This window comes from Clostridium pasteurianum DSM 525 = ATCC 6013 (assembly GCF_000807255.1).
Classification (GTDB): domain Bacteria; phylum Bacillota; class Clostridia; order Clostridiales; family Clostridiaceae; genus Clostridium_I; species Clostridium_I pasteurianum.
Genome location: NZ_CP009268.1, coordinates 1,921,388 through 1,935,657 on the forward strand (window position 1 = coordinate 1,921,388; position 14,270 = coordinate 1,935,657).

The following is a 14,270-nucleotide window of genomic DNA, read 5'->3' on the forward strand; positions in this document are numbered from 1 at the left end:
CCCAAGGGGTTGTGAACGGAGTGAACACAGTAAATAATAGAAAATTAAGACAAGATAATAAAAAGAGAGAATCGTCATTTCGGTGGCGCTTCTTTAAGGTTTTTTGATGGCTTAAGCATATATCATAATTAGTAAGTATATGATTTTTCGGTCATATATTAGAGGTACCATCTAATGTGAGACAATTCTAGTTTTCATATTTTTTCTTGAGTTCAAGTATCTTTTCTAAACTTAACCCAGTTCCTTTAGCTATAATTGCTGTATCTATCCCAAGTTTTAAAAGATTTACAGCAGTTTCTTCTTTTCCTTGTTCAATGCCTTTATCGATGCCTTGTTCAATGCCTTGCTTAATGCCTTGTTTAATGCCTTGTTTGATACCTCTTTGTTCAGAGGTTTTAAAGCCTTTCTCAATGGTCTTACCTAAATTACTTACCATATCTTCCACCTCCAATTCAGATGTTTGCTTTAACAATTCGTTAATGTTTGTATCTATATTGTCTTTAAATCTATTTCTTAGTATATTTACTAGCCAAGCTTTAAATATTTTCTGTTGTTCTTTAGAGGAATCTTTTCTAAGTATTCTTCCCACAAGCTTAAGTCTGTCTACTATTTCTATATCATTGACATTTTGATCTAATAAAAATACTGTACTTACTATATTGGCTATCTCTAATAACTCTTCTTTTTCCATTCTATTAACGTCAAATAATAAATATCTGAAATCAACTATACTGTCTTCAAAGAGTTCATGTCCTTTCAATATATCTTTAAAGTTTCTAGCTGCAGTCCAGTTATTTTTTCCGTTATACACTACCATTGGAACTATGGCTGGCAATTTGTAATCTTTTCTCTTTTTAATTTTAGTATCTGTGTTTTTAAGTTCGTCTCTCCAAATTTCGGTCATATACATGAGAAGTCTTATGGGCATAGAAAAATCCACTTTTGACTGAAATTCAAGAAGAACATAGAATATAATATCATTTCCATCTATATTTACTCTATAGACTATGTCAGCTTCTTCCTCTTTGAAATCCTTAAGGATAAATTCTTTATCTATTAAGATTAGATTATCTTCTTTTATGAAGTTTACCCAATCTTTCTTTACAAAACCTTTAAGGAATTCTAAAAAGTTCTTTTTACTGGATAGTATATGCTTATATCCTAAATCATTCTCATTATTTATACGTTTATTCAAAGTTTTCACCAGCCCTTTATAGTTTAATTATATCATAGGGAAAGGTGGTGATGCTATAGATAAAAGAGAGAAATAATACAAGAAAACATGTATTTAACGATAAAAAGCAGCTTATATCCGTTACATATGAAAATGGGACTAGCAAGTGAGAGCTTAGCTCTCACTATAGTGACTGTCACCTGTCGATTTATGACATAATTTATGTTGAAATTTCAGTCTTCTTATTTTATCAACTACTCCCCAATAAATTCTGTTTAAAGCGGAGGCTATTTCTTTATCAGTAAGACCAGTGAGTTTTGAGTTAATAATATATTTTCATCTTCTGAGAAGTTAAGTGTATAGATAGATATTCTTGGAAAAATGTAAATGGAGCCATTTTTTCTCTTACTTGAATCTATAACCAATGAACCATCATCCATATATAGACATGCTAATCCTATTGGATGATCCAGTAACAGCAGATTTTCTTTTGTAATAGATTTTTCTCCATTTATATAAAAGCTATTATAAAGATTAGTATAGACCTTATTACTAGGGGAACGTAGTTGTGGATTTTTGCATGTAATTAAGAGTTTAAAGTCAAGATTTTTAAGTTTATCAGCTTTCCATTGTCTATAAGGAACTTGTTTTGTGCATCCATGTTCTCTATAGTATGCATTTTTACTTCTGCCATAAAGAGCTAAGCTGCCATCACCAAGTAAGCCTCCAATTATTATATTTCTTTCTAATCTATTCATATCATATATCTTAGTATTTTCAACGAAAGGCATTTCTATCTCCTTTTTAATATTTAGATTAGTCGCTTGCGGAATACCGCAAGCATTGATTTGCCTAACTTTTTAGCCGTTAGGCTTTTATATTTTCCTCCACTATGAAATAATAAATGCGACCAAACAAAATACTAATCCACAGGGAGGAGAATAAACATGTTTTGTCTCAATAAAATTAAACAACTTACTATTTTTGAACAGGTATCTGAATTAAATCACATGGCTTCAAACCAACCCGTAGGGTTTATTAAACTGCTCTCTCAAAATTTTGATATTGCTACTTTTATTCCTGAATCTTTCACACAGCATTATTATGCCGATTTAGGCAGAGATAGAAAATATACCTTAACATCAGTGCTGTCAGCTTTATTAATCATGCAAATATTTCACATACCCACTACTACCTTATTAACAATTTTTCTTATATTTTCTACTGAAATAAGAGATTTTTGTAGTTTTTATGAATCTATACCAGATGAATCTTTTTTCAGTAGATTTAAAACTGATTTTCAAAATGATATCGCTAATCTGTTTGATTCCATGGCGATTGAAGTTATTGATATCTGTGAAAAAATTGATGATAATCTTCCAGAAGATTCACCTTATAAAAATCTTAGTTCTATGCTTATATATGATACTTCTGGTTTAAAACCAAAAGTTAAAGAAAATAACCCCAAAACACTAGTAGCTGAAGTTAACAGACAAAAATCTTATGCTAAAGCTACTAACAAAGAAAATTTCAATCCATATGCTGCCGCATATAAGAATATGCCTAAGTTTGCACAAGCTAATCCTAATATCAGATTAGATTTTGTCAATGGACACTTTGGTTATTTCTATAAATTTGGTCTTTTAACTAATGGGTTAGGTATTCCTCTCAATTTAAAATTCTTTGATGAAGAGTTTTATAAATCAATGGAAAAAGAATTTCATACACCAGAAGACCAAAAATATTTCTATGATAATGCTTCTTTAAAGTCAGTAATCATGCCATTTTTAAATAACATAGATAAAAATTCTAATTTCAAATTTAAAACCTTTTTAGGTGATTCAGAATTTGATAGTTATGAAAATTTTGGATTACTTAAATCTTTAAATTTTGGAAAAGTATTTATCCCACTTAATCCTCGTAACCAAGCTAATAATAAGCTTAATGGCTTGGAGTATGACATTGAAGGTGTTCCTCTCTGCCCTTTGACTAAAGAGCAATTCAAAGCTGATGGTCCTTGCAAAGGTAAAAATAGAAGCTTAAGGTATAAATTCACCTGTCCAAAATCCCATAGAGATAAAAAGGGAAAGTGCTATCATACTTGCGAAGATCCTTGTACGGATAGTAAAAGTGGTCGTATGACCTACGTTTATCCTGATAAAGATTTTAGACTATATCCTGGTGTTCAAAGGAACTCCACAGAGTGGGATGAAACTTATCCTACTCGCGCATCTATTGAAAGATGCTTAGCTTCTTTAAAATCCAATCCATGCATTGAAAAACCAAAAACAGTAAACACCTTAACTATGCGTTCTGATTTATATCTAACTTGTATTGCTAAACTTATAAATGTCCTATTGGCTTACGCCATAAACAAACCAGAATACATCAGAAGCATAAATAAGCTTCTTAAAATAGCATAATTAACATATCCACAATTCAATACATCCCCAAATGCTCCGCATACCTTTTTATCAAAAGGTTTTTTGTCATGTCTATTTTTTTGCACATTTTAAGAAATTTTTTAAAAGTTATCCACATTATTTAATTTTCAATATCACATCCACCTAAATATTTAGATTGATATAATTATTATTTGTTAATATGAATAGATACATACTTAAGATTTTTAATTTGTCTATCAGATATTGTTGTTACTAAAGAATAACCTGAATACTTCGATAATTACAGTATAAGACAGGCTTGGAGAAATATATTGGAAGATTCAAAGGATAGGAATAGATTAGAGCAGGAATTGATAGAGGTAAAATATAGAATTCAAGTTTTAGATGTTATAGAAAATAAGCTTTTTCAAATGAAGGCTATAGCTGAATATGTTAGGGATAATGATTTAAGTGGGGAAGAAATGTTGGGTTTGAATATTAAAATTGGTATATTAAGGGATGATGTTATAGCTTTAGAGGAAGAATGCAGAGAAATTAATAATATTTAGAAGATGTAAAATAGATAAGAGGATTAATGGAAGTGTTTTAAGATATTGAATATAATGTCTATAATGGGAAATTGAGAAGGTGGTGGAATTTAATATGTATATATCAAAATTAAACATAGAAGGTTATAAAAATTGTAAAAATAAATCTGAAATACAATTTAATAAAGGGTTAAATATACTAGTTGGAGAGAATGCATCAGGCAAAACAACAATAATAAATGCATTAAGGATGATTTTAAAAGAGAATGAATTTTCTTATATGAATATTAGTGAAGATGATTTTTATAAATCATTTAAAGATAGCGAACAAGCACATGCAATTAAAATAAATATAAGTTTTGAAGAGTTAAATTCGAATGAAGAAGTAACATTCTTAACTTGGTGTGATGCAGATTTCAAAGCAAAATTAAATTTGGAAGTTAATAGTAATCCGAATAGAAAAGGATATTTTAGAAAAAGTATATGGGGCGGCGCTTCTAAAACTAGTGCATTTGAAGAAGAAACTTTTGATTGTATAGATTGTATCTACTTACCGCCATTAAGGGATGCAGAGGAGAAGTTAACAAATGGTAAAAAATCAAGATTAGCAACTTTACTAAAGCACCAATATAAAGATAAAAATGATGAAAATAATTTAGTTGAAAAAGTTTCAGAATTCAATAATAAAATTACAACAAATGAAGGAAATAACTACAAAGAAATATCTAAAGCAAAAGAGAATATTAATTTTAATATAAAAAATTCAATGGGAGAAATGTTTGGTCAAAGTATTAATTTACAATTTGCAGATGTTTCGTTTAATAAAATACTTGAAAGTATTAAGATGGTATTTTTCCCTGAAATAGATGCCACAGATATAAAAAGATTTAGAGATATAGCAATAAATAGTTTAGGATATAATAATTTGTTATATATAGCGACTGTATTTGCTGAATTGCAAATAGCAGGGAAATCAAAAGACTTATTTACAGTGCTGCTTATAGAAGAACCAGAAGCACATCTCCATCCACAGTTGCAAATAAAGTTAATAAAACATCTTGAAACTTTAGCAAATCAACAAACTAACACTCAAGTTATTATTACAACGCATTCTCCAATATTAGCATCTTCGGTTAGTATAGACAACCTTATACATGTATCTGAGCAAAATGATACGATAAAAACAACTTCATTATGTAAAATACGATTAGATGATAGCAAAAACTATATAAACAGATGGCTAGATGTAACAAAATCTACGTTACTATTTTCAAAAGGAGTTATATTAGTTGAAGGAATAAGCGAAAATATGCTAATACCTGAATTGGCTAAAATATGTTTGTGTAAATACAATAAATATAATTCAGCTAAGCAATTGCCTAGTTCACTTGAGGAAGCTGGTATATCTGTTATAAATATAAATGGTATTAACTTTAAGCACTTTCTAAAACTGTTTTGTAGTATTGATGAGGATAAAAATATTATAAAAATTCCAATAAAATGCTCAGGGATGACTGATAATGATCCTGAAAAAGAAGAAATAGATGCTGTAAATAAAAAGGGTGAGAAAATAAAAGTTAAGATTGATACATATCCTAATTTTAATGATAATATTGAAGGCAAAAACAGTGCGTTAAAATTAATTTCTCAAATAAATAATAGTAACTATGCAAGATTATATCATTCTCCATTAAAGACATTTGAATATGATTTGGCAATGGAAGGAAATATTATGATAATGGTTAAATGTCTAAATAATATATGGTATTCAAAAACTGGAGAAGTAAAAGATACATGTAAGGATATAAGTGAAAACTATGATGATACTAAATTACAAGAGTATTCTAAGTTTATCCATAAAAGAGCTAGTGATAAGAAACTAGGGAAAGGCATATTTGCACAGGAACTAGCTGAAGATATAAAAAAAGAATATGATGAAAAATTATTAGAACTAAATTCAAAAGATGAAACTAAAGAAAATGTATATGATGAAATTATAGAAATATTCAAAGTACCTCAATACATATATAATTCGGTTGTTTGGGCTTGTGGTGGTGATGTAAGTGACTAAAGAAGAAATGCAAAATGAAGTTGCTAAAATATTATGTGAAAAAAATAGTGATTTAACATGTGATGAGTGCTATAAGAGCAAAAAAGATATAGATTATATTTGCAAAAATTCAAATCATTGTAGAATATCAGAAAAAACAGAAAAACAGCTTCAGTATATTTTGTCTTCTATAAATGAGAGTACATTTTTAGAAGCTTGTCCTGGAAGCGGAAAAACAGAAGTAGTTGGAATGAAATCAGCTTATGAAATTAAAAGGTGGGATAGCAATTCTAAAAATGGAATGGCTATTTTAACTTTTACAAATGATGCAACTAGTGTTATTAGAGAAAGAGCGAATCAATTTAGTAAAAAAACATCATTCTATCCTCATTTTATAGGTACTATAAGCAGCTTTATTCATCAATATATTGCTCAACCTTTTGGATATAGTGAAATAAATTACTCAGGTATAGATGGAGACTATTCTTTAAAGTTAATTGATGCTGATTTAAATGCTGTTACTAATCCTTGGCTAAAAAAATACAAATGCTCGATACCGTATATAGGTAAAAATGGAAAAAGAACAGATATATTCGCTAATCAAATATTCTACGATGAAAAAAACCGAAATTTTTATATAAAAATTGATAAAATTTATTTATCAATAAATGAATATTATGATATCCAACAAATGCAGAAACATATTAAAGATAGCAGAAAAAAATTTAATAATAATTATTATTACTCAAATTCCTATTTTTATAATGAATTTAAAAAGTGTAAAAATAATTTTCTTAAAGATGGTTTTGCAACATATGAAGATATGAATTGTATTGCCTATCAAATTTTAGATAACGATACAATAGTCAAGAAAATATCAAGAAAATTTCCTTTAATTATAGTAGATGAATGCCAAGATTTATCATGGATAGAAATTGAAATATTGAATAAATTAAAGGAAAAAGGAACAATATTACATTTTGTCGGGGACATAAATCAATCTATATTTGAATTTAAGGAAATAGCATTAGAATCTGAATATACATCTGAATACATTAAAAGATTAAAAAAGTTAGAACTTACTGATAATTTTAGGAGTTGCCAGCCTATTGTAAATTTATCTAATAAGTTGATGAGTATAAGTAATACAATAAAAGGGATAGAAGAAAATAAATTTTTAGAAAATAGTGTTCTATATTTAGAGTATGAAAATCCGGAAGAAGCTGTTACTAAATATTTAAGAATATTAAATCATTTTAAAATATCTGAGAGCAAGTCTTGTATAATTGTCAAACAGAATATATTAAAGAATCAGTTGCTATGTAATATAAATGATAATGAAAGACATTTGTTAATATCATCAATTCAGCTTTGGGGAAAAGAAAATCCTAATTCGAAAAAGAAATCACTGGAATATGCAGGAAAGCAAATTTCAAAATGGTTTGGAGGAGCTAGAAGTAAAAGTAGTTATTATTGTCCTAAAGATATAACTTCAGTATTCGCATGGAGGATATTTTTAAAAGATATTTTAAATGATTGTTATATTAATAGCAAATTAATAAATTATGATAGAAAATATGGCAAGTGGTATTGTGATGCAAGAAAGGAATTACCCAGTATTATTAAGAAAAACTATTGTAAAATACAATGTTTTGATAATCTAATAAGAGACTTTGACGAAATTTTTTCTTCTAAATGGTATATAGGAAAAGATGTTCAAGAAGACATTTTAATATTAAATAGTGAATTAAAGAATAATGATAGTGCGATAAAGATATCAACAGTGCATGGATCTAAAGGCTGTACATATGATAGCACTTTAGTTATATCTAGTGAGACAGCTAAAAGTGAATCTGGACATTGGAAAAGTCATTGGATAGAAGGAACAGATGAAGATAGGAGGGTTGGCTATGTAGCAAGTACAAGAGCTAAATTTCTTATGATTTGGGCTGTTCCAACTCTTGGTAAAAAGGACAAAGAGTTAATAGAAGGTTATGGATTTCAGAATGGCAATACTATAGTTTAATTTCCTATAATCCATATAATTGTACAAGTTGTGTCTATAATGCGCAGTTGGTAAAGTGAACTTAAGTTACAAGATATTTTTATTTAAGAATTAACTTACAATATATCTTAGTAAGTTCGTCGGCAAGACTCCAGCCTCCTCACTAGGGTGACAGGCACTTGTAAATATGAAAAAATATAGAGTACGTTGTTTATATATAGCCTATGTATAAAATCAGTAAAATCAATCCGTGTAGCGTATGCTACACGAGATATTGACAGGAGAATATATAAAATGGGAAGAAAGAAGTTAGAATGGTATCGAGGAGCCATGTATCACGTAACAGCTAGAGGTAATCGCAGAAGCGACTTATTCAAAGAAGAAATTGATTTTGAAATTTATTTAAAATGTATGGAAGAGGCATTAAGTTATTACAAAGATTGTTATAGAATTATAAGCTATTGTTTGATGACAAATCATGTACACATACAAATAGAAGCAAAAGAAAAACCTATAAATTTTTATATTGGTAGGATTAATAACTTCTATGCAAAGAATTTTAATAAGAAATATAATTTTATAGGTCATTTATTTCAATCAAGATATAATGCTGAAATAATAGAGAAAGATGAATATGTTTTAGAAGTAAGCAGGTATATACACTTAAACCCTATGATGGCACAAATGGTTGAAAAGCCAGAAAATTATAAGTGGAGTAGCTATGGGATGTATATTGGAGATAAGCATGAGTATTTAATAACTACAAGTAAAATACTATCCTATTTTTCAAGTCGTAATCAGAGACAAAGATATAAAGATTTCGTTGATAGTAAGGTAACCGTTGATTGGAAAAATTGTAAGTAAATGAGATGATGTGATGGATGAAAAAGAAGAGCTAAAGCAGAAGTTGAGCAGGAACTGCATTGGGTTAAATATAGACAGAAGATGCTGGACATCATTGAAGATAAGTTACTGGAAATGAGGGAAATAGCTGAACAGGCTAATCAGGATAGCTTGAGTGCAGAAGATATAGAAATCTTAAATGATAGTATAAACAACTTAGCAGCACAGGTAAGAGCAATAGATAGTGAAATCAGAAAAATGGAAGATCATGATGCTTATGCTGACCTTCTTCAAAATGTATTTGATATGATTGAAATATGAATTGATAATATTGCTCAAAAAGTTTAAAAGTTAGAAATTGTAGAACTAAGGTTTTGCAGTTTCTTTTTATGTTTAAATTCAGTTTGATATGGTAAAATACTAATATAATAAGGGGCGTGAGAAGACTATGGAAAAGAGATTCAATGTTACCGGAACATGTATACCAGAGAAACATTACATGGTAGATATATCAGAAAAATTAAAGGATATAATGAAACTTATAGAAAATGAAGAGTATTTTATCATAAATAGACCAAGGCAGTATGGAAAAACAACCACTTTATATATGATTGAAAGAGCTCTTGATAAAAACAATGATTATTTAACTATATCAATAAGTTTTGAAGGTGTAGGAGATTTGATTTTTGAAGAAGAACAGAGATTTACTAGAGGATTTTTGAATTTAGTTGAAAGAAGCCTTTTGTTAGAGCATGAAGAGTTATCAAAATTTATTGAAGAGCAAAAACTTAAAGTTGAAACTATGGATGATTTATCTTATTCTATAACAAAGTTTATTATAGAGGTTAATAAAAAAATTATACTTATGATAGATGAAGTAGATAAAAGCAGTAACAATCAGTTGTTTTTAAGTTTTTTAGGTATGCTTAGAAACAAATATTTACTTAGAAATTCGGGTAAAGATAAAACTTTTCATAGTATAATATTAGCAGGTGTACATGATGTAAAGATTTTAAAAGTAAAGATAAGACCAGATGAGGAGCACAAATACAATAGTCCTTGGAATATAGCTTCAGATTTTGATATAGATATGAGTTTTTCAAAGGAAGAAATAGGTACTATGCTTGATGAGTATATAAAAAATGAAGGAGTAAAGTTAGACAAGGAATATTTTTCAGAAAAAATTTATTTTTATACTTCAGGATATCCTTTTCTTGTTAGTAAGCTTTGTAAAATAATAGATGAAAAAATTATGGATATAAAACAACTAAAATGGGATAAGGAATATATGGACAGAGCGGTTAAAGAACTTTTAAAAGACAGCAATACTAATTTTGACAGTTTGATTAAAAATGTAGAAAATAATATTGCTTTAAAAGAATTAATAAAGAAAATAACGGTAGATGGCAGTGAAATTACTTATAATAAAGATAATCCTACTATAAACTTGGGTGTAATATATGGAATATTTAAGGATGAGCAGGGAAAACTAAAGCTTCATAATAGAATTTACGAACAAAAAATATACGATTATATGAGTTCGTTAATAGAGACTTCTACGAATTTAAGTTTTTATAATGAAAGATCGGAATTCATAAAAAAAGATGGAAGTCTAGATATAGCTAAAGTACTATTAAAATTTCAAAATTTTATGAAACATGAGTATTCACATAAAAGAGAAAGCTTTTTAGAAGAAGATGGAAGATTGCTATTTCTTGCATTTTTAAGTCCCATAATAAATGGTACTGGTTTTGCTTTTAAAGAAGTAAAGGGTGGGGAAGAAAAAAGATTTGATATAGTTATAACTTATGAAAAGAAGATGTATATACTGGAACTTAAAATATGGCGTGGAGATAAGTATCACGAAAAAGGTCTTGTACAGTTAGGTGAATATTTAGAGCAGTATGGATTAGAGGAAGGGTATCTTTTAATATTTGATTTTAGGAAAGTTAAAGGAGTGGTAGGAAAGGTAGAAGAAGTAACGGTTAAAATTAATAAAAAGGAAAAGAAAATTGTTGAGGTTTACTGTTAAGAGGAACTGTGAGTGCGCCAAGCAAAGGGCACAATGTATAGCAGGTGGGAATCCTGCAATGCATAGGGTGACAGGCACTTATAAAAATTTAGAAATAGCTGAAGATAAAACTAAAATTATATATTTTGGGAAAAAGGCATGCTTTGATATAAAAATTGGAAGAATACAGAAGAAGTTTCAGCCGAAAACATTTGATTTTCTGGGATTTACTCATTATTGTAGCTGCAGAATGAATGGTAGTTTTAGAGTTAAAGGGAAAACGAGTAGTAAGAAATTTCGAGCCAGTCTAATGAAAGTTAAAGTTTGGACTAGAGCGAATATGCATATGCCGTTAGATATTCTGTTTAAGAAACTAAATAGAAAACTACAAGGCTATTACAGGTATTATGGTATTACAGACAATTCAAGTAGTATGAGTAAATTTAAATACCAGGTACAAAGAATACTATTTAAAATCTTAAATAGAAGAAGTCAAAAGAGGAGCTTTAATTGGGAAGAATATAATAAACTACTGAAGATATTTAAACTTCAGAGTCCTAAAATATATGTAAATATATTTGAATTAAGAAAGGAAATTAGCTATATTATGTAATGGTAATATGAAAAGCCGGATGCGGGAAATCCGCAAGTCCGGTTTTGTGAGGGTTGCGAGAAAGTGATTTCTCCCTCTACTCGACCTTGGGAAAAAGTTACAAATGCACAATTAGTCGCTTATCTGAAAAATAGAAATTGTTAAATTTAAGAACAGTCAAAGAGGCTGTTCTTTTTTGACATCAAATTTTATTATGGAAAGAGATGATTGTTTTGGATTATAATAAAGTTGAAGATATTAAGAGATTTCTCTACTATGATGCCTCTATTTTTTATAGAGAAAATAAAAAAGTCAGGACTATTGTAGTGTATTCTTCAGATATAGAAAATGTAGAAGAATGTGTGGATGCAGGAACAATAAAATATAGAATAGAACCATTTTATATGATAAATATAGACGGTGATGAAAAACTAGAATATCTGAAAAATAAAATACAAAATAAAGAAAAACTAACGAAGGAAGATATGATGGTTATGACATTTCTGCCACTAATGAGGGGTAGAGAAAGTAGAAGTGAAAGAGCAATAAAGAGTATAGAATTAGCACAAAGTATAGAAGATAATGGAATTAAATTGGAATGTATAAGTATGCTGTATGCATTACTAGATAAATTTGGAGATAAAGTAACTAAGAAAAAATTAAAGGAGATGATAACCATGACTGAGATAGGAAAAATGATAAGAGAAGAGGCAATTGAAGAAGGAATTGAAAAAGGTAAAACAAAGGGAAAATCAGAATTAATTATTAAACTGTTGATAAAGAAATTTAATAAGATTCCCAAAAACTATACTGATAAAATAAATAATTTATCAAATGAAACACTTGATATTATAGCTACTGATATATTTGATATGGATAAGATAGATGAGTTGGAGAAGTATTTTTGATCTCAAAGTAACGGAAGTGCAGTGGTAAGGGTAACTGTTGCTTAGGAAAATATAGTAAAAATCAATCTGCTAAAGTTTAATGTGTATTTTAGTGGATTGGGTTTTATGTTTAAATACAGTTTTATATGATAAAATAATCAATATAAAGGGGGGTGAGAAGGTTATGAAAAAGAAATTCAATGTTACGGGAACATGTATACCAGAGAAACATTATATGGTAGATATATCAGAAAAATTAAAGGATATAATGAAACTCATAGAAAATGAGGAGTATTTTATAATAAATAGACCAAGACAGTATGGTAAAACTACAACTTTATTTTTACTTAATAAAAAGCTTAAAAAAAATCAAACTTATCTACCAATCAAGATAAGTTTTGAAGGCATAGGGGATTCCGTTTTTGAAAGTGAAAAAAATTTTTCGAAAACTTTTCTACAGATTTTAGAGAGAAATCTTCTACTAAATGATAAAAATTTAGCAACCTTTTTAGAGGAACAGGAAGTAAAAGTTCAAAATCTAAATGACTTATCAAATGTTATAACTAAATTAGTTGTAAAGGCTGATAAAAAAGTTGTACTTATGATAGATGAAGTAGATAAAAGTAGTAATAATCAGTTGTTCTTAAGCTTTTTAGGAATGTTAAGGAATAAATATTTACTTAGGAATGAAGGAGAAGATGTTACTTTTCACAGCGTTATACTAGCAGGTGTACATGATATTAAGAGTTTAAAAATAAAGATAAGGTCTAATGGAGAACATAAATACAATAGTCCTTGGAATATAGCTTCAGATTTTGATATAGATATGAGTTTTTCAAAGGAAGAAATAGGTACTATGCTTGATGAGTATATAAAAAATAAAGGAGTAAAACTAGACAAGGAATATTTTTCAGAAAAAATTTATTTTTACACTTCAGGATATCCTTTTCTTGTTAGTAAGCTTTGTAAAATAATAGATGAAAAGATTATGGACATAAAACAACTAAAGTGGGATAAGGAATATATGGACAGAGCTGTCAAAGAACTTTTAAAAGATAGCAATACTAATTTTGATAGTTTGATTAAAAATATGGGAAACAATGTTGATTTAAGAGAATTGATAAAGAAGATAACTGTAGATGGCAGTGAAATTACTTATAATAAAGATAATCCTACTATAAATCTGGGTGTAATATATGGAATATTTAAGGATGAGCAGGGAAAACTAAAGCTTCATAATAGAATTTACGAACAAAAAATATATGATTATATGAGTTCGTTAATAGAGACTTCTACCAATTTAAGTTTCTATAATCAAAGATCGGAATTTATAAAAAAAGATGGAAGTTTAGATATATCTAAAGTATTATTAAAATTTCAAAATTTCATGAAACATGAGTATTCAGATAAAAGAGAAGGCTTTTTAGAAGAGGACGGAAGATTACTATTTCTTGCTTTTTTAAGTCCAATAATAAATGGTACTGGTTTTGCTTTTAAGGAGGTAAAAGGTGGGGAAGAGAAAAGATTTGATATAGTTATAACTTATAATAAAAAGATACATATACTGGAGCTGAAAATATGGCGTGGAGATAAGTATCACGAAAAAGGTCTTGTACAGCTCGCAGAATATTTAGAGCAGTATGGATTAGGGGAAGGGTATCTTTTAATATTTGATTTTAGAAAAGTTAAAGGAGTAGTAGGCAAAATAGAGGAAGTAACAGTGAAAGTTTGTGAAAAGGAAAAGAAAATTGTGGAGGTTTACTGTTAAGGAAAACT

General features: G+C 28.4%; 12 protein-coding genes. 10 read left to right on the forward strand and 2 right to left on the reverse strand.

Annotation, left to right across the window (positions count from 1 at the left end):
* Window positions 1-187: 187 nt before the first annotated feature.
* A complete protein-coding gene (locus CLPA_RS08660) occupies window positions 188-1,204 on the reverse strand; it encodes an Rpn family recombination-promoting nuclease/putative transposase (RefSeq protein WP_341401340.1) in 1,017 nt (338 codons plus the stop codon).
* A 257-nt stretch (window positions 1,205-1,461) separates the two neighbouring features.
* Window positions 1,462-1,965: an LAGLIDADG DNA endonuclease gene (locus tag CLPA_RS08665; RefSeq protein ID WP_003443909.1), complete on the reverse strand. Its 504-nt coding sequence runs from the start codon at window positions 1,963-1,965 to the stop codon at window positions 1,462-1,464.
* A 156-nt stretch (window positions 1,966-2,121) separates the two neighbouring features.
* Here CLPA_RS08665 and CLPA_RS08670 point away from each other — a divergent pair, with 156 nt between their 5' ends.
* The 10 genes from CLPA_RS08670 (at window position 2,122) to CLPA_RS08715 (ending at window position 14,262) form a co-directional block, all read left to right on the forward strand.
* Window positions 2,122-3,597: a transposase gene (locus CLPA_RS08670; RefSeq protein ID WP_003443912.1), complete on the forward strand. Its 1,476-nt coding sequence runs from the start codon at window positions 2,122-2,124 to the stop codon at window positions 3,595-3,597.
* A 293-nt stretch (window positions 3,598-3,890) separates the two neighbouring features.
* On the forward strand, window positions 3,891-4,127 hold the full coding sequence (locus CLPA_RS08675) for a hypothetical protein (protein WP_003443917.1): 237 nt from the start codon (window positions 3,891-3,893) through the stop codon (window positions 4,125-4,127).
* Between the two features lie 94 nt (window positions 4,128-4,221).
* Window positions 4,222-6,177 carry an ATP-dependent nuclease gene (locus CLPA_RS08680; protein WP_003443920.1) on the forward strand — a complete coding sequence of 652 codons (1,956 nt, stop codon included), beginning with the start codon at window positions 4,222-4,224 and terminating at the stop codon, window positions 6,175-6,177.
* A complete protein-coding gene (locus CLPA_RS08685; protein ID WP_003443923.1) occupies window positions 6,170-8,182 on the forward strand; it encodes an ATP-dependent helicase in 2,013 nt (670 codons plus the stop codon). Before CLPA_RS08680 ends, CLPA_RS08685 begins: the two co-directional genes overlap by 8 nt.
* A gap of 273 nt (window positions 8,183-8,455) precedes the next feature.
* Window positions 8,456-9,025 carry a transposase gene (locus CLPA_RS08690; RefSeq protein ID WP_003443925.1) on the forward strand — a complete coding sequence of 190 codons (570 nt, stop codon included), beginning with the start codon at window positions 8,456-8,458 and terminating at the stop codon, window positions 9,023-9,025.
* Between the two features lie 81 nt (window positions 9,026-9,106).
* A complete protein-coding gene (locus CLPA_RS08695; RefSeq protein ID WP_003443929.1) occupies window positions 9,107-9,325 on the forward strand; it encodes a hypothetical protein in 219 nt (72 codons plus the stop codon).
* A gap of 127 nt (window positions 9,326-9,452) precedes the next feature.
* Window positions 9,453-11,036 (forward strand): AAA-like domain-containing protein, encoded by a 1,584-nt coding sequence (locus tag CLPA_RS08700; RefSeq protein WP_003443932.1) that lies wholly within the window; start codon window positions 9,453-9,455, stop codon window positions 11,034-11,036.
* Window positions 11,037-11,094: 58 nt separating this feature from the next.
* Entirely contained in the window at window positions 11,095-11,628 is a 534-nt protein-coding gene (locus CLPA_RS08705) for a group II intron maturase-specific domain-containing protein (protein ID WP_143756570.1), read from the forward strand.
* 203 nt (window positions 11,629-11,831) lie between these two features.
* Window positions 11,832-12,515, forward strand: a complete 684-nt coding sequence (locus CLPA_RS08710) for a DUF4351 domain-containing protein (RefSeq protein ID WP_143756569.1) — start codon at window positions 11,832-11,834, stop codon at window positions 12,513-12,515.
* 163 nt (window positions 12,516-12,678) lie between these two features.
* A complete protein-coding gene (locus tag CLPA_RS08715; protein WP_003443942.1) occupies window positions 12,679-14,262 on the forward strand; it encodes an AAA-like domain-containing protein in 1,584 nt (527 codons plus the stop codon).
* Window positions 14,263-14,270 lie beyond the last annotated feature (8 nt).

Excerpts from the sequence above, each read along its gene's own strand:
- CLPA_RS08665 (WP_003443909.1), bottom strand. The coding sequence starts at position 1,965 with ATGCCTTTCGTTGAAAATACTAAGATATATGATATGAATAGATTAGAA.
- CLPA_RS08670 (WP_003443912.1), top strand. The coding sequence starts at position 2,122 with ATGTTTTGTCTCAATAAAATTAAACAACTTACTATTTTTGAACAGGTA.
- CLPA_RS08680 (WP_003443920.1), top strand. The coding sequence starts at position 4,222 with ATGTATATATCAAAATTAAACATAGAAGGTTATAAAAATTGTAAAAAT.
- CLPA_RS08690 (WP_003443925.1), top strand. The coding sequence starts at position 8,456 with ATGGGAAGAAAGAAGTTAGAATGGTATCGAGGAGCCATGTATCACGTA.
- CLPA_RS08695 (WP_003443929.1), top strand. The coding sequence starts at position 9,107 with ATGCTGGACATCATTGAAGATAAGTTACTGGAAATGAGGGAAATAGCT.
- CLPA_RS08700 (WP_003443932.1), top strand. The coding sequence starts at position 9,453 with ATGGAAAAGAGATTCAATGTTACCGGAACATGTATACCAGAGAAACAT.
- CLPA_RS08705 (WP_143756570.1), top strand. The coding sequence starts at position 11,095 with ATGCATAGGGTGACAGGCACTTATAAAAATTTAGAAATAGCTGAAGAT.
- CLPA_RS08710 (WP_143756569.1), top strand. The coding sequence starts at position 11,832 with ATGATTGTTTTGGATTATAATAAAGTTGAAGATATTAAGAGATTTCTC.
- CLPA_RS08715 (WP_003443942.1), top strand. The coding sequence starts at position 12,679 with ATGAAAAAGAAATTCAATGTTACGGGAACATGTATACCAGAGAAACAT.